The organism is Pseudomonas sp. N-1-13, assembly GCF_057787095.1.
In genome coordinates this window covers 3,845,385-3,869,477 of record NZ_JBYNRI010000001.1, presented here as the reverse complement: position 1 = coordinate 3,869,477, position 24,093 = coordinate 3,845,385, and the positions used below count along the sequence as shown (strand labels likewise).

Annotated in this window: 22 protein-coding genes; 7 read left to right on the top strand and 15 right to left on the bottom strand. The window is 61.1% G+C overall.

Translation table 11 applies throughout. From position 1 onward, the window contains the following. Positions 1–36: 36 nt before the first annotated feature. Positions 37–243 carry a hypothetical protein gene (locus AC3I65_RS17325; RefSeq protein ID WP_047228558.1) on the bottom strand — a complete coding sequence of 69 codons (207 nt, stop codon included), beginning with the start codon at positions 241–243 and terminating at the stop codon, positions 37–39. A gap of 204 nt (positions 244–447) precedes the next feature. Next, complete coding sequence (locus AC3I65_RS17320; protein WP_047228557.1) at positions 448–1,662, bottom strand: MFS transporter; 1,215 nt, start codon at positions 1,660–1,662, stop codon at positions 448–450. Positions 1,663–1,787: 125 nt separating this feature from the next. Between AC3I65_RS17320 and AC3I65_RS17315 the strand changes: the two genes are divergently transcribed. After that, positions 1,788–2,312, top strand: coding sequence for an anti-virulence regulator CigR family protein (locus AC3I65_RS17315; protein WP_047228556.1), 525 nt, complete (start codon positions 1,788–1,790; stop codon positions 2,310–2,312). A gap of 99 nt (positions 2,313–2,411) precedes the next feature. Here the strand turns inward: AC3I65_RS17315 and AC3I65_RS17310 are convergent, their stop codons facing one another. Then, positions 2,412–4,256 (bottom strand): sigma-54-dependent Fis family transcriptional regulator, encoded by a 1,845-nt coding sequence (locus tag AC3I65_RS17310; protein WP_047228555.1) that lies wholly within the window; start codon positions 4,254–4,256, stop codon positions 2,412–2,414. A gap of 418 nt (positions 4,257–4,674) precedes the next feature. On the opposite strand from AC3I65_RS17310, the gene AC3I65_RS17305 reads away from it, so the two are divergent. The 6 genes from AC3I65_RS17305 to AC3I65_RS17280 are packed head-to-tail and all read left to right on the top strand — an operon-like array spanning position 4,675 to position 10,624. Then, positions 4,675–5,769, top strand: a complete 1,095-nt coding sequence (locus tag AC3I65_RS17305; protein WP_047228554.1) for an ABC transporter ATP-binding protein — start codon at positions 4,675–4,677, stop codon at positions 5,767–5,769. Continuing rightward, positions 5,769–6,878 (top strand): ABC transporter ATP-binding protein, encoded by a 1,110-nt coding sequence (locus AC3I65_RS17300; protein WP_047228553.1) that lies wholly within the window; start codon positions 5,769–5,771, stop codon positions 6,876–6,878. The genes AC3I65_RS17305 and AC3I65_RS17300 overlap by 1 nt, the downstream gene beginning before the upstream one ends. Further along, positions 6,875–7,741, top strand: a complete 867-nt coding sequence (locus tag AC3I65_RS17295) for a carbohydrate ABC transporter permease (RefSeq protein WP_047228552.1) — start codon at positions 6,875–6,877, stop codon at positions 7,739–7,741. Before AC3I65_RS17300 ends, AC3I65_RS17295 begins: the two co-directional genes overlap by 4 nt. 10 nt (positions 7,742–7,751) lie before the next feature. Beyond that, a complete protein-coding gene (locus AC3I65_RS17290; protein ID WP_047228551.1) occupies positions 7,752–8,552 on the top strand; it encodes a carbohydrate ABC transporter permease in 801 nt (266 codons plus the stop codon). 10 nt (positions 8,553–8,562) lie between these two features. Beyond that, positions 8,563–8,835, top strand: a complete 273-nt coding sequence (locus AC3I65_RS17285; protein WP_047228550.1) for a DUF2160 domain-containing protein — start codon at positions 8,563–8,565, stop codon at positions 8,833–8,835. Positions 8,836–8,881: 46 nt separating this feature from the next. Next, complete coding sequence (locus AC3I65_RS17280) at positions 8,882–10,624, top strand: ABC transporter substrate-binding protein (RefSeq protein ID WP_047228549.1); 1,743 nt, start codon at positions 8,882–8,884, stop codon at positions 10,622–10,624. Between the two features lie 189 nt (positions 10,625–10,813). Here the strand turns inward: AC3I65_RS17280 and AC3I65_RS17275 are convergent, their stop codons facing one another. From AC3I65_RS17275 to AC3I65_RS17220, 12 genes are all read right to left on the bottom strand, one after another. Next, positions 10,814–11,755, bottom strand: coding sequence for an alpha/beta hydrolase (locus AC3I65_RS17275; RefSeq protein WP_076383943.1), 942 nt, complete (start codon positions 11,753–11,755; stop codon positions 10,814–10,816). A gap of 96 nt (positions 11,756–11,851) precedes the next feature. After that, positions 11,852–12,646, bottom strand: a complete 795-nt coding sequence (locus AC3I65_RS17270) for a ChbG/HpnK family deacetylase (protein ID WP_047228569.1) — start codon at positions 12,644–12,646, stop codon at positions 11,852–11,854. Beyond that, the gene (locus tag AC3I65_RS17265; RefSeq protein ID WP_076386594.1) at positions 12,618–13,796 is read right to left on the bottom strand and encodes a GNAT family N-acetyltransferase; all 1,179 of its coding nucleotides are present in this window, start codon (positions 13,794–13,796) and stop codon (positions 12,618–12,620) included. Before AC3I65_RS17265 ends, AC3I65_RS17270 begins: the two co-directional genes overlap by 29 nt. Positions 13,797–13,801: 5 nt before the next feature. Further along, positions 13,802–14,491 (bottom strand): hypothetical protein, encoded by a 690-nt coding sequence (locus tag AC3I65_RS17260; RefSeq protein WP_047228547.1) that lies wholly within the window; start codon positions 14,489–14,491, stop codon positions 13,802–13,804. A gap of 214 nt (positions 14,492–14,705) precedes the next feature. Next, complete coding sequence (locus tag AC3I65_RS17255; protein ID WP_076383944.1) at positions 14,706–15,395, bottom strand: GNAT family N-acetyltransferase; 690 nt, start codon at positions 15,393–15,395, stop codon at positions 14,706–14,708. 239 nt (positions 15,396–15,634) lie between these two features. Further along, entirely contained in the window at positions 15,635–16,939 is a 1,305-nt protein-coding gene (locus tag AC3I65_RS17250; protein WP_076383945.1) for a lipopolysaccharide biosynthesis protein, read from the bottom strand. After that, positions 16,936–17,940, bottom strand: a complete 1,005-nt coding sequence (locus AC3I65_RS17245; protein WP_076383946.1) for a polysaccharide deacetylase family protein — start codon at positions 17,938–17,940, stop codon at positions 16,936–16,938. Before AC3I65_RS17245 ends, AC3I65_RS17250 begins: the two co-directional genes overlap by 4 nt. 11 nt (positions 17,941–17,951) lie before the next feature. Beyond that, positions 17,952–19,088 (bottom strand): glycosyltransferase family 2 protein, encoded by a 1,137-nt coding sequence (locus AC3I65_RS17240; RefSeq protein ID WP_076383947.1) that lies wholly within the window; start codon positions 19,086–19,088, stop codon positions 17,952–17,954. Continuing rightward, the gene (locus AC3I65_RS17235; RefSeq protein WP_047228541.1) at positions 19,081–20,037 is read right to left on the bottom strand and encodes a glycosyltransferase; all 957 of its coding nucleotides are present in this window, start codon (positions 20,035–20,037) and stop codon (positions 19,081–19,083) included. Before AC3I65_RS17235 ends, AC3I65_RS17240 begins: the two co-directional genes overlap by 8 nt. Further along, complete coding sequence (locus AC3I65_RS17230; protein ID WP_076383948.1) at positions 20,034–21,404, bottom strand: O-antigen ligase family protein; 1,371 nt, start codon at positions 21,402–21,404, stop codon at positions 20,034–20,036. Before AC3I65_RS17230 ends, AC3I65_RS17235 begins: the two co-directional genes overlap by 4 nt. Then, a complete protein-coding gene (locus AC3I65_RS17225; RefSeq protein WP_076383949.1) occupies positions 21,401–22,504 on the bottom strand; it encodes a glycosyltransferase family 4 protein in 1,104 nt (367 codons plus the stop codon). The genes AC3I65_RS17230 and AC3I65_RS17225 overlap by 4 nt, the downstream gene beginning before the upstream one ends. Then, positions 22,501–24,093, bottom strand: a complete 1,593-nt coding sequence (locus AC3I65_RS17220; protein WP_047228538.1) for a GumC family protein — start codon at positions 24,091–24,093, stop codon at positions 22,501–22,503. The genes AC3I65_RS17225 and AC3I65_RS17220 overlap by 4 nt, the downstream gene beginning before the upstream one ends.

The window sequence follows — 24,093 nt, the reverse complement described above, 5'->3', positions numbered from 1 at the left end:
GCTCACAAGCGGGCGATGAATTCCAAGTAACACAGGTCAGAAGTTCAGGGCCAATGCCTCCCCAAACGAGTGGTCCTGAACGCCGGCCATGAAGTGCAGTGGCATCTTCTGTTTCGCCTCGACCGGCGCAATGTCAAAACTACCGACTATTTGACTGTGAAGTGCACGTAGCCGTATCGACTCTTCTTCCTTTGCCTTTGCCATTCTCGCGTGGTTCGCTGCGATTTCATTGAGAGTTGACACGGTACATCTCCGGTGACTGACCAGCAGTGATAAGACGGCCGCCGCGTCAGGGTTACGTCGCCCTGGGGCTGCCATGACAAGTCGGTGCAAACCCTGAGCCAGACGTGGCGGCGAAATGCGCGTCACCTTCCATTAGCGACGAATGGTGGGCACCGGGAAACTCTAACCGCCCACAGATGAATATTTAAAGACGCGGGCGACTTCTCAAGCGTCTGTGTCGGCGCCATAGCCGGCCGGCATGCCTGCCGTCTTGCTGAAGAACGCGACCACGGTGATGCCGATCAGGCTGGTGGCAAGCGCCAGCAGCAGGATCACCTGCTGCGTTCCGACGGGCGCTGCCAGCAGCGCGACCAACAGCCCCGCCAAGGGCTGTGACAGGTTGTTGAGCAGGGTAATGACGCCGACAGTCTTGCCAAAATCCCTGGCTGGAATGACCTGCTGGCGAATGCTGCGTATGTAGACGTTGAACATCTTGTCGAAGCCGACGATCAGCAGAAATCCGACGATGTAACCCCATACCGTCGGGCTGAGTGCTGTGATGAAGGCGCCGGCGGCGATCAGCGTGTAAGACACGCTGCCCAAGACTCTCAAGGGCAAGGTCACCCGCGCCAGGAAGAACAGAATGATGATGGTGGTCACGGCCCCGGCTGCCTGTAACCAGGCGTAGTAGTCCTTGCCGGCGCTGTACTCGCCGATCACCATGGCCGCCGAGGTGGCGAGGGTGACGCCGATGATCAGGTTGACCCCTACGGCCAGGCCGATGATTTTTTTCAGCTCGGCCAGGTTGCGGATGTGACCGAAGGCAATGCGCAGCGGGTTCAGCCAGACGTCGTGATGTTGTTCGAAGGTTTCCAGCGTCACCGCGCTGGTCCGCTGCCAGAACAGCATCGCCAGGTCCGCCAGCAGGAACAGTACGGCAATCGCCAGCACCACCCAGTGCCAGGCCCATACCTCCAGCATCAGCGCGGCGATCAGCGGGCCCAGCACCAGCCCGGTCTGGTCGGCGATCTGCGAGTACGACAAGGTCTTGGTGTAGGTGTAATGCTTGAAGATGTAGGGCATCACCACCTCGCGAGCCATGATGCCCTGGGTGGTCAATACACCGCAGACCGCCGAGAGGGCGACGATCCAATAAATGCCGCCAAAAATCATGAAGAGCACCACGGCGGCGATGCACATCACGGCGCGATAAACCTGGCTGATGTGCAGGATTCGAATGGGCGAGAACTTGTCGCACAGCGCCCCGCAGATCGGGAACGACAGAAAGCGTGGCAGGGATTCGACGAAGAAAGCCAGGCCCGCCCAGGAGACGCTTTGGGTGGTCTGGAAAACAATCAGCGGGACGATGAACAGCAGTATCTGGTCGGCCAGCCGTGAGAGGAACATTGAAACGAAAAAGGCCAGGTAATCCTTGCGCATGGAGCTCCTTGGGAACGTCGTTGTACGGTATCGGGCCTTGCTGTCAGCGCGCAGTATGATATGGAACTAATATCACTGTTAGCCTCTATATTCACAGGGATGTTCCCTTTTCAGTGAGAACCACCATGTTCAAATCGCGCTCGTTGATTGTTGCGGTTACCTGCTTCGCCCTCGTGGCGGGTTCTACCGCTGTAGTGGCGAACCCGGGTAACGACAAAGGGAACGCCAAATTCGATCAAGGCCAGGGTCAAGGACAAGGAAACAAAGGCGGGCAGGGCAACAAGGGCGGTCAAGGCAACCCAGGTAGCAATCAGGGCGGCAAAGGTAACCAGGGCGGCAAGGGCAATCCATCGGGTGGTGGTGGCGATTGGCACAACGGCCCCAGCATCGACCGCGGCGGCATTCTCGGCCTGGTGAGCGGTCACCGTGATTATTGGAGCCCCGGTCCGCCACTGCCGCCGGGTATCCAGAAAAACCTCGCCCGAGGCAAGCCGTTGCCACCGGGCATTGCCAAGAAGCTGGATGGGCGTTTGTTGGGGCGCCTGCCGCACTATGACGGGTACGAATGGCAGCAGGTGGGCACGGACCTGATTCTGGTGGCGATTGCCACCGGCATCATCTATGAAGTGCTTAACGGTGCGTTCGACTAAAGCGCCAATGGAATAAATAGCAGCCTCATTCGAAGTGATGCCAGTCAGTTAAGCGAAACGCCTGTGGGAGTGAGCAAGCCCGCTCCCACAGGTTTTGCATCAGCTTTCAAGTTGTCGCAGGCGCTTGTACAAGGTGTTGCGGCTGACCCCCAGCCGCCGCGCCAGGTGCGAAATGTTCCCGCCCACCGCCTGCAACTGACGGTTCAGGTCCTCGACATCGTTCAGGTCGACCGTCAGCGGCTCCGGTGTTTCCACCGGCTCCATTTCAAGATCAATGAAGAAGTCGTCTGGCAGATGTTCCGGGCGGATCGGCTGCTCTTCGGCCATCGCCAGGGCCACTTGCAGCACGCTGCTGACCTGGCGCAGGTTGCCTGGCCATGGATGGCGTTCGAACAGATCCAGCACTTCGCGGCTCAGGCCGGCCCATTGTGTGGGTTCGCGGTGGTGTTCCCAAAGACGTTTGAACAGGGCCTGTTTGTCATTGCGTTCGCGCAGGGGCGGCAGTTCCAGGGTCAGGCCTCCGATGCGGTAGTACAGGTCTTCGCGGAACCGGCCCAGTTGCACCTGTTCGCGCAACGAGCGGTTGGTGGCGGAGATGATACGAATGTCCACCGCAAACAGCTCGGCGCTGCCCACCGGTTGCACGCAACGCTCTTGCAATACTCGCAGCAATCGGGCCTGAGTCGGGAGGGGCATGTCACCGATCTCATCGAGGAACAAGGTGCCGCGGTCGGCCTTGCGGATCAGGCCGATACTGCCTTTTTGATTGGCGCCGGTGAAGGCGCCTTTTTCATAACCGAACAGTTCCGATTCCACCAGCTCGGCGGGGATCGCCGCGCAGTTGACCGCAATGAACGGCTGCTTGCTGCGGGAGCTGGCCTGGTGAAGGGCTTTGACGAACACTTCCTTGCCGACCCCGGTTTCGCCGTGGATCAGCAGTGGAATGTCCTTCTCCAGCAAGCGCTCGGCCTGGCGTACGGCTTTTTCCACGCGGCTGTCGCCGAAGTGCAGGGTATTGAGGCTGATCACGTTCGCGGCGGGGGCGGACGAGGGCGCTGGCTCGCTGAAGACCCGGGCCTTGACCGTCACCTGTTGCGGGCGTCTGAGCAAACACTGGAAGCGATTGCTCCCCGACGCTTGCAGGGCGAACGGCAGGCCGTCGGGCTGGTTCAGCAGCTCCAGCAGCGAAACCTTGAACAGGCTTTCGATGCTCACCCGTGACAGGCGCAGGCCCAGCAGATTGTCGGCGCGGCGGTTGGCGGAGAGCACCTGGCCGGTTTCATCGAAAATCAGCAGCCCGGCCCATTGGCTGTCGAGGTTGTTCAAGCCGGTGTTGAAGGTCAGTTGGAAGTGTTCACCGCGAAACAGGTTGAGGATCAGCCGGTTTTCCACGGTCTGGCTCATCATCTTGACCATGCCCAGGGTGTGGGAGGGCGGCAGGTAGCTGTCGCTGGAAACGTCCAGCACTGCGATGACCTTGCGCTCGGCGTCGAAGATCGGCGCGGCGGAGCCGGTCATGAAGCGGTTGGCCTTGAGGAAGTGTTCATCGTGTTCAATGTGCACCGCCTGTTCACAGGCCAGTGCCGTGCCGATGGCATTGGTGCCGCTGCAGCGCTCCATCCAGCTCGCCCCGGCGCTGAAACCATGGGCCAGTTTCGGTTCGATAAAGCGCTGGGTCCCCCACGAGGTCAGCACCTGGCCCTGGTTGTCTGCCAGCATGATCAGGCAATTGGAGTTGCTCAGGATATTCTCGTAATACGGCAGGACTTCCTGGTGGGTGGTCTGCACCAGCGAATGCTGGCTTTCCAGCAACTGGGCAATGCCTTCGGCGGGCAATTGATCGAAGGCAGGCACACTCTGGTGATTCAGGCCAAAGGCGCGGCAGCGGGACCAGGAGGCCTGGATGATGGCTTCGTGGGACAAGGCTGGAGCAGGTGCGGCCATGGGGCACTCTCGCAGATGTTGTTTTTATTGTTGTGGTAAGTCTCGCACATCCTCCTTGTGCTGGGGCATGCCTGAATGTCACTTGATATACGAAACCTGTGGGAGCGAGCCTGCTCGCGATAGCGTCTGATCAGTAGCATTGATGTGCCTGACACAAAGCTATCGCGAGCAGGCTCGCTCCCACAGGATCGAAGTCAGGCCGGCCGAAAACCTTTATTCAGTGTTGTTCAAAATTGTTCATTGTCAACCAGCAATCTGTTCAGTTGTTCAGTCAGGTTGTTCATTTTCGTTCATCAACGAACGTTCTTTTCTGAAGGATAAGAGAAAAAATCAACAGGATCATGAGCTTGTGATTTCTGGCACGGCTTTCGCTTTTAGACTCGGGTCGCTTGACTCCAAATAATAAAAAGGCCGAGCCATGTCATTAACGCTTGAGCACATTTGTCGCACCGTCGAAGGCCAGACCTGGATCGACGATGCCAACCTGAGTTTCGAACCCGGATCGTTCAACGTTCTGCTGGGCCGCACGCTGTCCGGCAAGACCAGTCTCATGCGCCTGATGGCCGGTCTGGACAAGCCCGACAGCGGTCGCATCCTGATGAACGGCGTTGATGTCACCCAGCGCCCGGTGCGCCTGCGCAACGTGTCGATGGTCTATCAACAGTTCATCAACTACCCGACCATGACGGTGTTCGAAAACATCGCCTCGCCGCTGCGCCAGGCCGGTGTGTCCAACGAGGTGATCCAGAGCAAGGTGCTGGAAACCGCGAAGATGCTGCGCATTGAGAAGTTCCTGCAGCGTCACCCGCTGGAGCTGTCCGGTGGCCAACAGCAGCGCACCGCCATGGCCCGGGCGCTGGTCAAGGACGCCGAACTGATCCTGTTCGACGAGCCTCTGGTGAACCTGGACTACAAGCTGCGTGAGGAACTTCGCCAGGAAATGCGCGAACTGTTCCAGGCCCGCCACACCATTGCCGTCTACGCCACCACCGAACCCAACGAAGCCCTGGCTTTGGGCGGCACCACGACGATTCTGCATGAGGGCCGGGTGATCCAGAGCGGCAAGTCGGCCTCGGTGTATCACCAGCCGCAAACCGTACTGGCCGCCGAGCTGTTCTCCGAGCCACCGATCAATCTCATGCCGGGCCGCATCGCCGGCAATGAAGTAAGTTTCGCCAATTTCGTGCACTTTCCGCTGAACGTCGATCTGCGGCCGGTGGGCGAGGGTGAGTTCCGCTTCGGTGTGCGGCCCAGTCATATTTCCCTGGTGCCGAGCAACGACGACGACCTGGAACTGGCGGTGACCGTCGAGGTGGCCGAGATCAGCGGTTCGGAGACATTCCTGCACGTGCGCAACGAGCATTTCCTGCTGGTGCTGCACTTGTCCGGCGTCCATGAATACGACGTGGATGAGCCGATCCGCATCTACATTCCGACCCACAAACTGTTTGTCTTCGATGCCCAGGGCAAGCTGGTCCAAGCCCCAGGCCAGCGTATTGCGAGGGTTGCCTGATGGCTGAAATTCGTTTGCAGAACCTCGCCCACAGCTACACCAGCACCCCGGCGGGCCCAGAGGATTACGCGATCCGCGAGATGAACCACATCTGGGAGCAGGGCGGCGCCTATGCGTTGCTCGGGCCATCGGGCTGCGGCAAATCCACCTTGCTCAATATCATTTCCGGACTGCTGAGTCCCTCCGAAGGCCAAGTGATGTTCGACAGCAAAGTCGTCAACGACCTGACCCCGGAGCGTCGCAACATTGCCCAGGTGTTCCAGTTTCCGGTGGTGTACGACACCATGACGGTGTTCGACAACTTGGCCTTCCCGCTGCGTAACCAGGGCATGGCCGAGGCGAAAATCCACACCAAGGTGCAGGAAATCGCCGAGGTCCTGGACCTGCAGAACCTGCTGGACAAAAAGGCCCGCAACCTCACCGCCGACGAAAAACAGAAGGTCTCCATGGGGCGCGGGCTGGTGCGCGACGATGTGTCGGCGATCCTCTTCGATGAACCGCTGACGGTGATCGACCCGCACCTGAAATGGAAACTGCGGCGCAAGCTCAAGCAGATCCACGAGCAGTTCAATATCACCATGGTCTACGTCACTCACGACCAGTTGGAAGCTTCTACCTTCGCCGACAAGATCGCGGTGATGTATGGCGGTCAGATCGTGCAGTTCGGTACGCCTCGGGAGTTGTTCGAGCGTCCGAGCCACACCTTTGTCGGCTATTTCATCGGCAGCCCGGGGATGAACCTGATCGAGGTCACGGCACAACCCGGCGGCGTCGGTTTCGCTTCCACCCACTTTCCGCTGTCCGAAACGTTGCAACGCGGTATTGCCCAGGCCGAAGGCAAAAGCCTGAAGGTCGGTATTCGTCCTGAATTCGTCCATGTCTGGGACGGGCCTTACGACGATGCGATGCGGGCCGATGTGGTCCACGTCGAGGACCTGGGCACCTACAAGATCCTCACCCTCAACCTCGATGGCGCGCCGATCAAGGTGCGCCTGGCCGAAGACAAACCGGTGCCCGAAGGCACCGCGTACATCAGTTTCCCGGGCCAATGGCTGATGGTGTATGCCGATGAATACTTGCTGGAACCGTTGAGTGAGGTGCAGCCATGAACAAGGTGCAGAACAACAAGGCCTGGTGGCTGGTGTTGCCGGTGTTCCTGCTGGTGGCGTTCAGTGCGGTGATCCCGATGATGACCGTGGTCAACTATTCGGTGCAGGACATCTTCGACCAGTCCAGCCGCTATTTCGTCGGTGCCGATTGGTACAGGCAGGTGCTGCTCGATCCACGGCTGCACGACTCGTTGCTGCGCCAGTTCATCTATTCGGCGTGCGTACTGCTGATCGAGATTCCGCTGGGCATCGCCATCGCCCTGACCATGCCGACCAAGGGCAAATGGTCGTCCCTGGTGTTGATCATCCTGGCGATCCCGCTGCTGATTCCATGGAACGTGGTGGGCACCATCTGGCAGATTTTCGGCCGCGCCGACATCGGCCTGATGGGCTCCACGCTCAACGCCATGGGCATCAACTACAACTATGCGGCCAACACCATGGACGCCTGGGTCACGGTATTGGTGATGGACGTCTGGCATTGGACGTCCCTGGTGGCGCTGCTCTGCTATTCCGGGTTGCGGGCGATTCCGGACGTGTATTACCAGGCCGCGCGAATTGACCGGGCCTCCAACTGGGCGGTGTTCCGGCATATTCAGTTGCCGAAAATGAAGAGCGTGCTGCTGATCGCGGTGATGCTGCGCTTCATGGACAGCTTCATGATCTATACCGAGCCGTTCGTGCTCACCGGCGGCGGGCCGGGTAACGCCACCACGTTCCTGAGCCAGACCCTGACTCAGATGGCCATCGGTCAATTCGACCTGGGCCCGGCGGCTGCGTTTTCCCTGGTGTACTTCCTGATCATTCTGTTGGTGTCGTGGCTGTTCTATACCGCCATGACTCATTCCGACGCCAACCGTTGAGGCCCGCGCCATGAGCAAGAGAAAGCTGATTCCGTTGCTGATCTACATCCTGTTCCTGCTGGTGCCCATCTACTGGCTGCTGAACATGTCGTTCAAGAGCAACACCGAGATCCTCGGCACCCTGACGCTGTGGCCCCAGGATTTCACCTTCCAGAACTACAAGGTGATCTTCACCGACCCGAGCTGGTACACCGGTTACCTGAACTCGCTGTACTACGTCAGCCTGAACACGGTGATTTCCCTGGCTGTGGCGTTGCCGGCGGCCTATGCGTTCTCCCGCTACCGGTTCCTGGGGGACAAACACCTGTTCTTCTGGCTGCTGACCAACCGCATGGCGCCGCCAGCGGTGTTCCTGCTGCCGTTCTTCCAGCTGTACTCGTCCATCGGGCTGTTCGACACTCATATCGCTGTGGCCTTGGCCCATTGCCTGTTCAACGTGCCGCTGGCGGTGTGGATCCTCGAAGGGTTCATGTCCGGGGTGCCGAAAGAAATTGACGAGACTGCCTACATTGACGGCTACAGTTTCCCCAAGTTCTTCGCGAAGATCTTCATCCCGTTGATCGGCTCCGGCATCGGCGTCACGGCGTTTTTCTGCTTCATGTTTTCCTGGGTCGAACTGTTGCTGGCGCGCACCCTCACCTCGGTGAATGCCAAGCCGATCGCGGCGGTCATGACCCGCACGGTCTCGGCATCGGGTATCGACTGGGGCGTGCTGGCGGCGGCGGGGGTGTTGACTATCCTGCCAGGCATGCTGGTGATCTGGTTCGTACGCAACCATGTGGCCAAGGGCTTTGCCCTGGGCCGGGTCTGAGGAGACGATGATGGAATGGATGAACTGGACCGGCCCGACGGCGGCCTTCTTTGGTGTCATCGCCTTGCTGCTGGCAGGCATGACTACGTGGGAACTGCGTTCGCCGAGTATCCCTCGGCGCGGTTTCCTGCCGATTGCCACCACCCGTGGCGATCGGTTGTTTATCGGTCTTCTCGGTAGCGCCTACCTGCATCTGCTGGTGATCGGCGCCACCGACTGGAGCATCTGGATAGCGTTCGCGTTGTCTTTGGTGTGGCTGTTGGCAGTGATGCGGTGGGGCTAGTCGAAGGTTCGACGATCAGGCTCTTAAACCCAAACAGGAGGTCTCTATGTTCGATAAAAACAATAAGCTGCGACATAGCGTTTCATTGGCAGCCGTGCTGGCACTCAGCGGGTTGAGCGCTGCGGCCTGGGCCGACGCCTATGAAGACGCGGCGAAAAAATGGATTGGCAGTGAATTCAAGCCGTCTACCCTGACAGCCGAACAGCAGCTCGAAGAGCTCAAGTGGTTCATCAAGGCGTCCGAGCCATTTCGCGGCATGAAAATCAACGTGGTGTCGGAAACCATCGCCACCCACGAATATGAATCCAAGGTGCTGGCCAAGGCCTTCAGGGACATTACCGGGATCGAGCTGACCCACGACCTGTTGCAGGAAGGAGACGTGGTGGAGAAGCTGCAGACCCAGATGCAGTCGGACAAGAACATCTACGACGGTTGGGTCAATGACTCGGACCTGATCGGCACGCACTTTCGCTACGGCAAGACCGCATCGATCACCGATATGATGGCCAACGAAGGCAAGGCCTACACCTCGCCGACCCTGGATCTCAAGGACTTCATCGGCACTTCGTTCACCACCGCGCCGGACGGCAAGCTCTATCAACTGCCGGACCAGCAGTTCGCCAACCTGTACTGGTTCCGCGCCGACTGGTTCGAGCGGGCCGACCTGAAGGCCAAGTTCAAGGAAAAGTACGGCTACGAGCTGGGTGTACCGGTGAACTGGTCGGCTTATGAAGACATTGCCAAGTTCTTCACTGAAGACGTCAAGGAAATCGACGGTAAGCGCGTCTACGGTCATATGGATTACGGCAAGAAGGATCCGTCCCTGGGCTGGCGCTTTACCGATGCCTGGTTCTCCATGGCCGGTGGCGGCGACAAGGGCCTGCCCAACGGCTTGCCGGTGGACGAGTGGGGGATTCGCGTCGAGAATTGCCATCCGGTCGGCTCCAGCGTGACCCGTGGCGGCGACACCAACGGCCCCGCGGCTGTGTTCGCCACCACCAAATACGTGGACTGGATGAAGAAGTACGCGCCACCGGAAGCGGCGGGCATGACCTTCTCCGAATCCGGCCCGGTGCCGTCGCAAGGCAACATCGCCCAGCAGATCTTCTGGTACACCGCTTTTACGGCCGACATGACCAAACCGGGCCTGCCGGTGATGAACGCCGATGGCACGCCGAAATGGCGCATGGCGCCGTCGCCGCGCGGACCGTATTGGGAAGAGGGCATGAAGCTGGGCTATCAGGACGTGGGCTCCTGGACGTTCCTCAAGTCCACGCCTGAGAAGCAGAGGCTGGCCGCCTGGCTCTATGCGCAGTTCGTGACGTCCAAGACCGTATCGCTGAAGAAAACCATTGTAGGTTTGACGCCGATTCGTGAGTCGGACATCAACTCTCAGGCCTTGACCGATCTGGCGCCGAAACTCGGTGGGCTGGTTGAGTTCTATCGCAGCCCGGCCCGTGTGCAATGGACCCCGACCGGGACCAACGTGCCGGACTATCCACGCCTGGCTCAGCTGTGGTGGAGCCACATCGCCGAAGCCGCCAGCGGCGAGAAGACTCCGCAACAGGCACTCGACGGGTTGGCCAAGGATCAGGACGCAATCATGACCCGCCTGGAACGCTCCAAGGCCCAGGCCACCTGCGCCCCGAAAATGAACCCTGAGCGCGACGCGCAATACTGGTTCGACCAACCGGGCGCACCGAAGCCGAAACTGGCCAACGAGAAGCCTAAGGGTGAAACCGTGAGCTACGCCGAGCTGCTGAAATCATGGGAGGCGGCGCGTAAATAAGCTGGACCTGCAATGAATGAACGGCACCGTAAGGTGCCGTTTTTTTTTGCGACCGGCCCCTCGACGCGCAAAACGGTGGGAGCAAGGCTTGCCCGCGATGGCGGTGGCACATCCCGCATTAATGCCAACTGACCCGCCGCCATCGCGAGCAGGCTCGCTCCCACAGGGGGATTGGGTAGCGGATTTGAATCAGCCCGCCTTGGCCGGGCTGATAGGAGGGTGTCCGGCCACTGGCGATGGCCCGGCTTTCATCAGGGCCTCCAATGCTTGGCGGTAGGTGCTGCCCGCTAGGTTCATACTGTTGTTGTGGGTTGCGCCTGGCACCAGCAACAGACGCTTTGGCTCCAGGGCGGCGTTGAATAATTGTTCGCTCAAGCGTGGCGGGACGTAGCGGTCGGCGGCGCCGTGCACCACCAGCAAGGGCATGTTGATCTCGCGGATCTTGTCGATGGAGTCGAACTTCTGCGACAGCAGCCAGCGCACCGGCAGGGAGGTGTTCGCCATGGCGGTGGCGACATCGCCCAGGGAGGTGAACGTGGATTCGATGACCAGACCTCGGGCGGGCACGAGGCTGCCGTCTTTCGCCGCCTTCTGGCCAAGCTCCGCGGCGAGGTCTACCGCCACGGCGCCACCCAGTGAATGGCCGTAGATCAGCCGCAGGGCCGGGTCCGGTTGCAGCACTTCAAGACGCTGCCAGGCAATGCGCGCATCTTCATAGACGCTGGCTTCCGACGGCAGATCGCCCTGGCTTTTGCCGAAACCACGGTAATCGATGGCCAGCACCGAAAAGCCCAGGGCCCTTAACTGCCGAATACGAAACAACTGACCGGTCAGGTTCCAGCGCACCCCGTGCAGGTACAGAATCGCCGGCGCGTTCTTGCGTTCGGCCGGCCACCACCAGCCGTGGATATTTTCCCCGGCCTTGAAGCTCTTGGGCTTGAGGTCGAACTCCTGCACGTCGCCCGGCAAGCCGCTGAACCAGGTTGCCGTACCCGGCTCGATCCGAAACACCAGTTCACGTTCCTTGTGCTGCAACACGCCACAGCCCACCGGCAGCCCGACCACCATCGCGCTCATGCACAGCAAAGCCAGCCAGCGTCGCCCAAGGCGGGAGAGAAGAGACGAAGACATCGATGCGATTCGCTACTCAAGGCATGAAGGTGCTTTTTATCAGATTCGCTGGAAGGGTGGAGGGATTTCGGATGGCTTGTTGTCGCGTATCCTAAATCACTGCACATCCCCATATTGGGTCAATATCAAAGCCTTCACCGCCGCGCCGTACGCCACCCTAGGTACGCCCGACAGGCGTTTATGCAACACTTGGGTCAGTGAGTCCCCTGGCATCAGGCTCGCGTCGCCAAAGTCTTCATCCAGGTGCAGTGGATGAACGATTACCTCAAGCGAGCCGTGACCTGGCGGCGCGGCGTGGTGCAGGTCGGCGGGTGTGCAGACGTAGTCGGCTGTCGCGCCGCACAGGCTGCGCAGGCGACGGTTGAGCATGGTCTTGAACAGGCGCTTGGGCAGGTTGAGATTCGCCCCCAGGTTACGCGCCAACCGAATCGGCACGCCGTGTCGGGCGGCAAAGCGGGCCACCAGCTCTCCAATGGGCCAGATGTTATGTACGTGTTGATGAGAATCGAGGTGGCTAGGCCGCAGGCCGTGGTCCAGGCAGCGTTGCCATTGGGCATCAAGCTCTTCCTGTACCGCGCGGAGGTCCTTTGAACCAAGGCGCAGGCAGTAGCGCGAGAGGTTCAGGTCGAACTCGCCGTTCGTGTCGCAAAACGCCGGTCGCGAAGCAATGGTCTGGCTCAGCGGGCGGCCGAAGCTGAGATTGAAATGCAGGCCGATTCGGCCGTCGAGTAGCGGTTTGCGGGCCATTTCACAAGCTTGCTCGAAAGCCGGCATGTTGGCCATGGCCGTGGCCGAACTGATCACGCCAGCCTCGAAGGCCCGCAGAATCAGGGAGTTTTCGTTGAGATCGAGTCCGAAGTCGTCAGCGTTGACGATCACTTGGCGTGGCATTCACATTCTCCTGGCGCTTGGGGGTAGATGACGAAGTCGCTGTCGCGCTTTGCCCGGTCGGGCGCTTGCGCAGTAACGGTTTCAGGCTTTTCCATAACCGCAAGGCGAGCCCCAGTACCAGGCCATCGGGCTGCCATGAATAAAAACTCCAACGCCAGTGCTCCAGTTGTCCGGTCATGCGTTCATGCAGTTGATGGCTCGAGTTCTCCAGGCTGACCCGCGAGGCATCGATCCAGCGCCAGTTGTCATCCAGCCCCCAGCGAATCCACTCCTCGAGCAGAACCCGACCACTGCCCAGGTCGGCATGCTGTGGCAGGAACGCCAGGTTGTAGTCGTACAGTCGTCCCTGATCCAGCAGGCCGAGGCGATAACTGATGCAGCGACCGTCCAGTTCCAGTATCACCACCCGCACCATGCCCTCGGCGGCGAGCGCAGTGAAGGCGTGATTCATCCATTGCCGACGGCTGGGGTCGGCGAAAATGCCGACACCTTCTTCTCCTTTCCAACTGGCTGCCTCGACTTCGGCAAGGTCGTGCAGCAGCAGCCCCATGCTGATGGCATCGGGTGTCACCCGGCGGATTTGGGCACCGCATGCGGCGATCCGCTTGCGCGCCCGGCGTAACTTGTAGCGCGGATCACCGGATATCTCCTGGCGGTCGCTGTCGCTGATCAAATGCACCGGCACCCGGCAACTGAGTCGCCGTTCCCCGGTCGAGCTCAGGGCCATCCAGGCACTGAGGACGCTTCCTTCACCCACCGGTTCGGTCACTTCATTCAACTGTAGTAACGCATGGGGCAGATGTTGGCGGATCTGCATCAGCGCCTCTGCCATACCCTCGGCTTCCAGACGTATCAGCGGCGCGATGCGGTCAGCCAATGGATAGCCCAAGTGACGCAATACCCGGAAACGCAGCCCACAGATACGTTCGCGCCCCGAAATGAGCGGCAGACACAGGCACAGTGTCTGATCCTGCCAGCCAAGCAGTATGTTGAGCTGCTGATCTGGCAGCAGCGCAAATTCCGCCGCTTGCAGCCAGGCCAATGTGTTGAACGGTGTAGTGTCGGGCACCAGGGTTCGCAGCTGTTCATAAGCTGTTGCAGGGAACTGCGCCGCGCCCAAGGAACGGCACCATTGGAACCTGATCGCCATGGACATCAGGCCGCCGCAGTGGTGGCGGACGGCTGGGCCGGTTTGCGAAACGGGTCCAGTAGTGAGCCGCTATAGAACGTGTCGCGGAAAAAACGCCAGCGGCCAAACAGGCAATACACGTGGGTGATTTGTCCGCGCTCCTGATAGTCCATGCGCAGGTGCAGTTTTACGGCTGGAATGTTCTCCAGATCGCAGACGTCGACTACTTTGTCGCTGCCTTTGTCGGCCATGGTCTTCCAGAGATCCAATTGCACATCCACCGATAGCTGACTGCCCCAATAGGCGCGGATCATTTCACCGCCGAACTCGAAGAACTCGCCCGGCTTGACCGGGAACCAGCAACCATAGAAATGGCGGTCGAAATAGTCGCGTTGACTGCCCCAGATGAAAGCGACGGTGTTGCCCTTGTCGTCCAGATACATCAAGCCGGTGTGGCCTTCGGCTGCCAGCTCACGCATGGTCTCGACACGGTCGCCGAAGTGAGTGGCGAAAGCGTCGGCGTTGCTGGTAGTGATGACTTCCCTGCGCAAAAGTGGATAAGGCTTAAGTTTGCAAGGCCGCACAGGACTGACCAGATCCCGCTCCATCCATATCAGTTGGGAGTGAAAAAACACGTAGCGTCTGCACAGCTTTTTGAGCACGGTGCGCAGGCCTTTCTTCTGAATGCGATCACGCAATTTTTGCAGAACGTTCATAGTGCCTCCTGACGGGTGGCGGGTTGGGAAATGGCCCCCATCGCGAGCTGGCTCGCGATGGGGTTTTGGCTGACGAGCGCACTCATGCTGATGTCCCCATCAGCCTCCGGCGCATCGGCAGCCAGTCGCTGGGCAGGATGATCTGTGTCTGCCACGGCGCCACACCGCTGGGACGGCAAGGAGCGACACCATTTGAGCCGGATCGCCATGGACATCAGGCCGCCGCAGTCGATGCAACCGGCTGATCCGGTTTTTGAAAAGCGCCCAGTGCCGAGCCGCGGTAAAACGTGTCGCGGAAAAACCGCCAGTGACCGAACAGGCGATACACGTGGGTGATCTTGCCGCGCTCCTGGAAGCCCATGCGCAGGTGCATCTTGATCGCCGGGATGTTTTGCAAGTCGCAGACATCGACCATCGTGTCGCAACCTTTGTCAGCCATGATCTTCCAAATTTCCAACTGCATGTCCGCCGACATCCTGGAACCCCAGTAGGCACGGATCATCTCGCCACCGAACTGAAAGTACTCGCCAGGCTGGATCGGGAAGTTGCAGCGATAGAAATGGCGGTCGAAATAGTCTCGCGTACTGCCCCAGGCGAAACCCACGGTGTCGCCTTGAGCATCCAGGTACATCAAGCCTGTGTAGCCCTCCGCCGCCAGCTCGCGCATGGTTTTGACGCGGTCGCCGAAGTGCCGGGCAAACGCGTCGGCATTGCTGACCGTGATGAACTCCAGGCGCATTGGTGGGTAGGGTTTGAGGTTATGCGGGGGAAGCGGGGTCCGCACATCGTGCTCCAGCCACACCAGTCGGGAGTGGAAATACGCGTAGCGCCTGAACAGCTGTTTGAGCACAGCGCGCAGGCCTTTCTTCTGGATGCGATCACGCAATTTTTGCAGGGACTTCATGGTGCCTCCTGACGGGTGGCGTGGTGGGAGAAACGAGGTGTGTTCCAGTCCATGGCAAAACAGGGTGTCCCCGGGCAGGAGATACCCGATCTGAGGGGTTTGCATAAGCTCCGGGCCGACCCCATCGCGAGCAGGCTCGCTCCCACATTGGAGGTGTAGCGGCCGCAGCTCTTGTGTTCGGCGGCGAGCCACTGTGGGAGCGAGCCTGCTCGCGATGACGATCTGCCTGACGACGGCGTTCATGCGGATTTCCCCATCAGCATCTGCCGCATTGGCAGCAGGTCACTGGGCAGGATGATCAGCGTCTGCCATAGCGCCACGCCACTGAGGCGGCAGTACATCGTCAGTAGCGCGACGGTCACGGCCATATAGGCGATCGAAGACGCCGCGGCGGCCCCGACGATGCCGTAACGCGGAATCAGGATCAGGTTCAATGCCAGGTTCAATAACGCTCCCACACCCATCAGCAGTGAAACCGTGCCGGGCCGGTTCTTGCCCAGCAGATCCAGGCGCAGGATGCTCGCGTAGCACAATCCGAACAGCCCCGGCAGCAGCGCCAGCAAGGCGGGATAGGCTGGTTGGTAGGCCGCGCCGAACAGCGTGACGATCAGCCATTCACCAATCAGTGCCATGCCCAGGCAGGCGCCGAGCATGACCGTGGCGGTCAGGCGCAGGGCCAGAGGCGTCAGGCGTTTCATGTCGGAGTCCTGCTGCAGCAAACGCTTCATCAGCGGCGTGGTGACCGCCTCAGGCACAATCAGCAGCAGTTCGGCGGCGGCGCTGGCCATGGCGTAATGGCCCAGGGCAGTGCTGCCCAGCAGGGCGCCGATGAACAGGTAGTCCGAGCGCAGTACCACTTGCTGGAACAGTAAATCGGGGTGGCTGCGGGCACCGTAGCGCAACAGCTCCTTCTGGTTGGAGCGATCCCATTGCAGGGTGAACCTGTGGTCCCGCCGCAGCCAGACCCAACCGGCCAATACCACCAGGCTCAGACCCGCCAGCCAACTGATCAGTGCGGCCTCCAGGGCGGTGTCTTTCCACATCCAGAACAGCGCCAGAAACAGCAACAGCGGCGCCAGGGATTCCATCAGCCGCAGGGCATTGAAGGCGCCAACGCCGCCGGACGCATTGTGCAGTGTCAGCAGGCCGCTCTTGAGCACGGTCAACGGCACGGCCAACAGCAGCAGCCACGCCAACAGTCCCAACTGTGTGGTGATGTCCAGTTCGCCGCCGAATTCGCGCACCAGTGCCACCACCAGCACCGTCAATAACCCGGCCAACAGGCAGCCGAAGACCAGCACCTGGCTGAGCAGCAGGCCCATCGAGCGTTGTTGAGCCGCTTGATAGCCCACGGCCGAATTCAAGCCGCCACTGGTGACGGCGCTGATCAGGTCCGGCAGGGTGCTCAGCAGGGCGAACAGCCCGCGTTCACTTGGCCCCAGGATCCGCGCCAGCAGCACATTGCGCAGCAGGCGCAGGCCGATCATCGCCAGGCGCGTGCCCATGCTCAGCGCCAAGTGCTTGAGGTAGTGGCCGCGGCTCATGGGCGTGTCCCCCGGCGAATGCGCCAGGCCAGCAATTCAGGGTGCTGGGCATTGCGTTGGCTGACGCCGAAGCGTGGCAGGTTCAATGGATCGCCGTCGGTGCGATACAAGCCGGTTTCGGTGCCCAGGGCAAATGGGAAACCGTGGGCTGCCACCTGTTGACGCACGCGCTCATCGTGATCGCCGTTGGGGTAGCAATACACCGGCAGCGGCTGGGCGCAACCGTTCTCCAGGGCCGCCCGACTGCGGCTCAGCTCTTCGTGCAGACGCTGATCATCCAGCGCGGTGAGAATCGCGTGGCTGGCACCGTGGGGGCCGAAGCGGATGAGCCCGGAGTCTTCCAGCATTCGTACCTGGAACCAGTCCAGGGCCTGGGGCTGGGCGCCCGTGGGACAGGCGTCGGTGAGGTCGTTCAAGACCTGCGGGTCAAGGCTCTTGAGGCTCTGTAGATAGTGCATCAGCGACAGGCTGCGGCGCTGCTCATCCAAGTCATCGAGCATCACCGGCAATGGCCGGCCGACGTGCTGCAAATGCTCGATCAACGAGTGTCGCGCCACTTGGCCATGGCTGCCCCACAGGGTTTCGCCGATGCTTTCCCACCAGAAGTGCTGGCGGCTGCCGATGAAGTCGGTGGACAGGAAAATACTCGCCGGCACCTGGTATTGGCGCAGCAAAGGAAAGGCATTCATCGCGTTGTCGCGCCAGCCGTCGTCGAAGGTCAGCGCCACTCGCGGGCGATTCGGGACGCTTTCAGGATCGGCCAGCAGCAGGCTCATCAAGGGCACGCATTCGAAATAGCGTTGCAGCCAGATCAGCAAGCGCTCGAAAGCCTCAGGTCCCACGCACAATTCGTTGCGATGGGGCAGCTCGGCGGCGCGGTCATTGTTAAGGACCCGGTGCAGCATCAGAATCACGCCGGCGCCACGCAACGGACCACGGCCCAGGGACGTGTTCAGGTACAGCCAGCCGCCGGTGCGCTTGCAGACTTGTTTGATGGACATGGGCCGTCTCCTTAGCGGTTCTGCTCGGGGTTCCATTGGCTATAACGATGACCTCGCAGAAACTGCCACAGCCCGATGCTCATGCCCGCCAGCGTCACCAGCACGAACGCCGCCAGGCGAAAGGGCCTGGGCAATCGGTGGCCTACGTCCAGTAAGCCGATCATTGCAATGGCGTAGCCGAGCAGTTGCGCCACCAGGCTCAGGCGATAGAACAGATGTTCATTCCACAGCCAGGCGTTGCTCAGCAGCAGCGGCAATAGCAACACCGGCGCCAGACGGCGGATCAGTTTGTGACTGATCAGGCCGATGGCGTAGAGCCCGTGACGAAGAGGGTTGAGCAACTGCCGACGCTGGGCCAGGCTTTGCAGGCCGCCAACGGTGACCCGCTGGCGACGGCGAAACTGTTTGTCGGCTTCGTCCACGCCTTGGTCGGTGACCCGGGCCAGTGGCGCATACACGATGGACTTGCCCGCCGCCGGCGCACAGGTGCTGAGGAAGAAGTCGTCGTTGACCTGCGCCGGTATGGGTTCAAACAGTTCGCGCCGCAGGGCCAGCAAGGCGCCGTCGGCCGAGACCATGCAACCTGTGCGGCTCTCTACCTGACGCAGCCAGCCTTCGTAGTGCCGATACAGGCTATCGCCCAGGCTCAGGCCCTTGCCCGGCACGGGGATTTCCATATGCCCGGCACAGGCGCCGACTTGCGGATCGCCCAGCGGGGCCAACAGGTGGCCAAGGGTATCGGCGGCCCATTGGTTGTCGGCGTCGGTGAACACCAGGATCTCTCCAGTGCTGTGGGCCACGCCGGTATTCAGGGCGGCGGCCTTGCCCTGGCGCGGCAGGTCGAGCACGGTGATGCGCGGGTCGATGACCCGCCGAGCGCAGGCCACTGTGTCGTCGGTGGAGCCGTCGCTGGCCAGGATGATTTGCAGCGAGCGCGCCTGGTAGTCCTGGGCCAGCAAGGTGCGCAGTTTCTCTTCGATGTGCCGTGCCTCGTTGTGGGCGGCAATGACAATGCTGACGTCCATCGGCAACGCCGGCCCGTAGCGCCGGAGCGGAAAAAGTGGCGCCAGCAGGCTCAGCATCAACGGATAACCGAGGTAGGCGTACACCGGCAGCAACAGGCACGACCAGTAAAGAAATTCAGCCACGGGCAGGTCTCCTGACGTTCCAATGACATAGGTTGAGAAGCAATGCGGCGCCGGTCAGGTGCAAGCGCACCCCGTGCAAGGCCCACAGTTGCAGCGTCAGGCGCAGGTCACGCCCGCTTTGACGCAGACTGAGGAACAACGCGGGCAGAGAGGTCAGCAACAGCAGCATCAGCGCGATGCGCGGCTGGCCCTGGAACAGAGCGACCAACGCCAGAAAGTCCAGGCCCCAGGCACCGATGGACAGCGCCGGAAAACGCAGCAGGCGCAGACTCGGACCATGGCTGCGCAGCAACTGCAAATGGCTGCCCTGGCGCCACAGTTCCTTGCTCATCCACTCCCGCCAACTGCCTTCGTAACCCCAATGCAGGGCCACGTTTTCATTGACCAGCAGCAACTGCGCCCCGGCGTTGCGCAGGCGCAGGGAAAAATCCTTGTCTTCGCCCGTGCGCAGGGTTTCGTCGAACCCCCCGACCTGCTCAAACCACTGGCGACGCAACAACAGGTTGGCGCTGGGCAGCCACTGCACCCGGTGCAAGGGACGCGAGCCTGGCCGTTGGCTGCGGCGTTGCCAGGCTTGAGCGAACCAAGGCGCCTGAGCGGGGGTGTCCAGGTCCAGGCCCAGCACATCGCCCTGGCCTTGGAGTTCCAGCAGCAGCTTGAGCCAGTTGGCCGGCATCTCGATGTCGGCGTCGATGAACGCCAGCCATTCCCCATGGGCGATGGCCGCACCGCGGTTGCGCAGGGCGCCGATGTGCACGCCGGGCACGATCAGCACGCGCGCCCCCAGTTCGTTGGCAATGCGCGGCCCATGATCGTCCGAGCCGTTGTCCACCACGATCAACTCACAGTCCAGTTGCGCCTGGCGAGCGGCTTCCTGCGCCGCCAGCAACGTACGGCCAATGTGTCGGGCCTCGTTGAACATCGGGATCACAATGCTGATGCGGCTCATGGACGGGCCTCCTGCGGTGTTGCCTGTTCGGCGTCGTAGCGCAACACGCTGGTGATGGCGAGCATGATCCACAGCAACTTATGGTTGGGGGCGCTGAGGAACATCAAAAACAGCGCCAGCGACAGGAAACTCATGCCCAGGTGCGTCAGCAGGTCCGCCTGCACCCAGTCCCGACGTTGCAACCAGAGCTGGCGGGCGCGCCACAGGTTGTAGAGGCCCAGGCCGATCATGCCGACGAACATCAGCCCGCCAGGGATGCCGATCTCGCTGAAGATTTCCAGGTAAGTGTTGTGGGCCCGGCGATACAGATCCCCCAGCTTGCGATTGGCCGAGAACGCCTTGGCGTAGCCCGTGGGGGCGTAGTGCAGCGGGAACGTGCCCGGGCCGCTGCCCAGCACCGGGTTCTCGCGGATCATTTTGCTGCCGACCACGATGTACGAGGCACGACGGCCCAGGGATTCGTCTTTGTGGGCACTGGCGCCGGCGCTGAGGATGCTCAGCGACTGGATGCGCGCCACGTAGCCGGCCGGCATCACCGCAATCACCAAGGGAATCATGATTGCCAGCCCGAGCATGGCGAAGCCCAGGTGTCGCGGGCGGATGCGCGGCATTTGGGCACGATAGTGATAGAGACCAATCACCAGGCTAAGCAACAGCACCACCAACCCCGAGCGCGATTCGGTCTTGGTCATGCCGCCCAGCAGCAGGATGAAACAGCCACCCCAGAACAATCGGTGCAGCAGGTTCGGGCTGCGCAACACCAGCAACAACGCCATCGGCACGGTAAAGGCGATCAACAGGGCAAAGGCGTTCGGGTCTTCCAGCAGGCCGGATGCGCGGCCCTGGTCCTGGTATTTGACCGAAAACATTGCCAGCACGCAGGTGGTGGTCACGCTCAGGGTCATCAGTCGGCAGAACAGGTCCAGGTTCAGCTCGCGCCCGATCAGCAGGGTAATCACGAACAGAATCAGCCCTACCATCAGTTCGCGCAGATGGGTCATGGACAGGCCCAGGTTCTGCGACAGCATCAGGCTCAGGCCATAGAGCATCATGAAGGCGATCAGCGGCCGCCAGATATTGCTGCTCAAGCGTGATGAGGGAATCTGGCGCAGGGCCAGTTGCAGCATCAGGATCAGAATCAGCGCCACGCCGAAGAATTTGCTGCCCGAAAAAGCATTCTCCTTGAACAGACCTTCGAACGGCACCAGCGCCGCAATGCCCAGCAAGCCCCAGCCGGGTTTGCGGTATAGCACGGCGACGCCCACCAGGCCGAGCACCGCTCCCGGCGCCAGGAAGGGATAGGGGCTGGCCAGCAACGCCAGGCAAACCAGGCCCAGCAGACTGACGATCGAGAGCGGGACAATCATGGACGAGCCTCCCGTGCCGTGCGGATATAGAGCTGCGACCAGCGTTCGGCCAGGGCGCGCAGGTCATAACGGTCCCGTTGGGTACGGCGCGCGTTATCGGCCAGGATCCGCGCCAGGGGCGGTTCGCCAAACAGTGTTTCGATCTGCCGGGCCAGTTCGGCGCTGTCGGCCGGCGTCGCGAGCAGGCCGTTGTGACGGTCCTGCAGCACATCGGGAATGCCCCCCACACCGAACGCCACCACCGGCACTCCGGCCTGCATCGCTTCGAGCAGAATCATCGGCGTGCCTTCGGTGCGCGAACTGATCACCAGCGCGTCGAGCTGACTCCACCAGGGGTTCATGTCGGTCTGATAGCCGGGCAGCTCGATGCGAGTAGGCAGGCCCGCGTCGGCAATGCGCTTGAGCAAGGCCTGACGTTCCGGGCCGTCGCCGAGCATCACCGCGTGCAGCGATGCATGCCGCTGGCACAGGGGGATCATGGCGTCGAGGAACAGGTCCGGGCCTTTCTCGTGGCTCAAGCGACCGACGTAGCCGACCCGCCAGCGCAGCCGGTCGTCACGATGAGGCAGCGGTGCTGTGATCGACGGCAGGCCGTTGGGGATCACGTCGAGTTTTTCCGCGCGCACGCTGGCCTGGCGGTGCAGCACGGCAATGCTTTCGGCCACGCAGACCACGCGCTTGACCGAGGCGGTGCGGCACAGTTGCAGGCTCAGCCACGTGTAGAACCGTTGCTTGGTGCTGCGAGGCGTAAAGCCGTGCTGAGTGATGACCAGGGGCAAGCGCAGCAGCGTGGCCGCAGCCCAGCCGAACAGCAGGCCCTTGAAGTTATGGGTGTTGATCAGCGGCTGCTCGTCCCGTCGCTGGCGCAGGTGCTGCAACAGCTCGGCCCAACTGGCGCAGTGGCGGCAATCGACCCCGGCCTGGCGAAAGCGCGTGATCAAGGTCGGCGGCGCCGCCAGGAACAGCACTTGGTGCTGCCCTGGCGTGGCCAGGCAATGATCGAGCAACATCCGCTCGGCCCCGTAGAAGCCGCCGCTGTCGAGCAAATGAATGATCGGCAGGGCGCTGCTGCGGCAGGTCGGGCCAATCGGCGCGTTCAATTGCGCACCCAATGGACAAGGCTGGGCAGGCTCCAATTGCGGTGCGGGTTGACCTGTTCGGGGTTCTGCTCGTTGATCACCAGCAACACCGGTACATCCAGTTGCTGGGTAATCTGGGCAGGGTGCTTGAAGCGATGGTCGAAGAACTCACGCACATAGACCAGGGCGATCGCCAGGAGCAAGCCGCTGAACAGACCGAACGCAATAATCAGCATCGGCTTGGGAAACGCCGGGGCGGTCGGTTCGAACGGCGGGCTGAGGACGCGAGCATTGGACAGGTCGTTGTCCAGCGCGCGGGCGGTGCTGCTCTCGGCGAACCGCTGGGCGTAGGTGGAAAATGCCGCATGCAGGGCATTGATCTCGGTGTCCATCTGCCGCAGCTTGCTCTGGGTTTGCTGCAACTGATGGATACGCTCCTTGAACTCGGCGATGCGCGCGGTTTTCTGGTCGATCACCGAGCTGACGACTGCCAGGTCGTTGGTGCGTTCCTGGATGCGGTTGCTCACCACTTTGAGAAACTGCTGGCGGGTGCGCGCGATCTGCTCCCGAGTCAACAGCATCGGCTCGCTGCCGGGCTGGAAGATCGCCAGATCATTCATGTAGCGGCTGACCTGAGTGGTCAGTTGCTCGCCCAGTTGTTTGATTTCCCGGTCTTCGAAGGCGATGTTGTCCATGGTGGTGGTGAAGGTGAACGGGAAGGTGTAGTCGTTGAACCGTGAGTTGTTCGCCGCTGCCAGGCTGGTCTTGAGGTAATCCAGCCAGCGTTGGCTTTGCAGCAGACGATCGCGGTACAGGTTCAAGGCCTGTTCTTCGGTGTTGATGGCGTTCAGGCGGAAGGTGATCTCCTCTTTGGGATCGGAGGAGCTGACGTCTTCAAGCAGCGCCAGGCGGGTGCCCTCCAGTCCGTCGAGGCGAGTCTGGTACTGGGTTTTCTTCTGCTCATAGAAGGCTTGCGGCAGCTCGATCGATTGCAGGTCCTGGCGACCGGAGAGGTAGTTCTCCAGCAGTTGCGCCACGAACCGGGTGCCCTGGGCCGGGTCGCCGAAGCTGTAGACGATGGAGATGACGTTGGAGCCTGGCAGGGTTTCGATTTTCAGGTTGGCGATGGCTTCGTCGGTCAGCATGTCGAGCGTGGTATCTCGCACCGGATCGACTTCCAGCCCCAGGCCGTCGCGCAGCGGGTTGACGACGTACTCGCGCAGCGGCGTGGTGACATAGTGCTTGAGCGGCTCGCTCACCCATTTGTTGAAGATGCCGGGGCTAGGGGTGTACTCGCCCTGATCGCGCAGGGTGCTGATGGTCTGCCGGATCAGGGCCGGCGAGCGCAGGATATTGCTCTCGGTTTCCATGTCCGCCAGGGACGGTGGAATGAAGGTGGCGTCTTCCTGGTTCAGCGAGGTGGTGGCGTCGCCCTGGGAGAGTTTTTTCGACTGGACGATGACCTGGGCGGTGATGTCGAAGCTCTGTTTGAGCATCAACGGCAGCGCCAGGGCGATCACGGCGAAGATCAGGAAGACGCGCTTCACCCACTGCTTGTTGGCGAAGAAAATCCTGAAGAACTCATGCAGATAGTTTTCCTTGGGATTCAT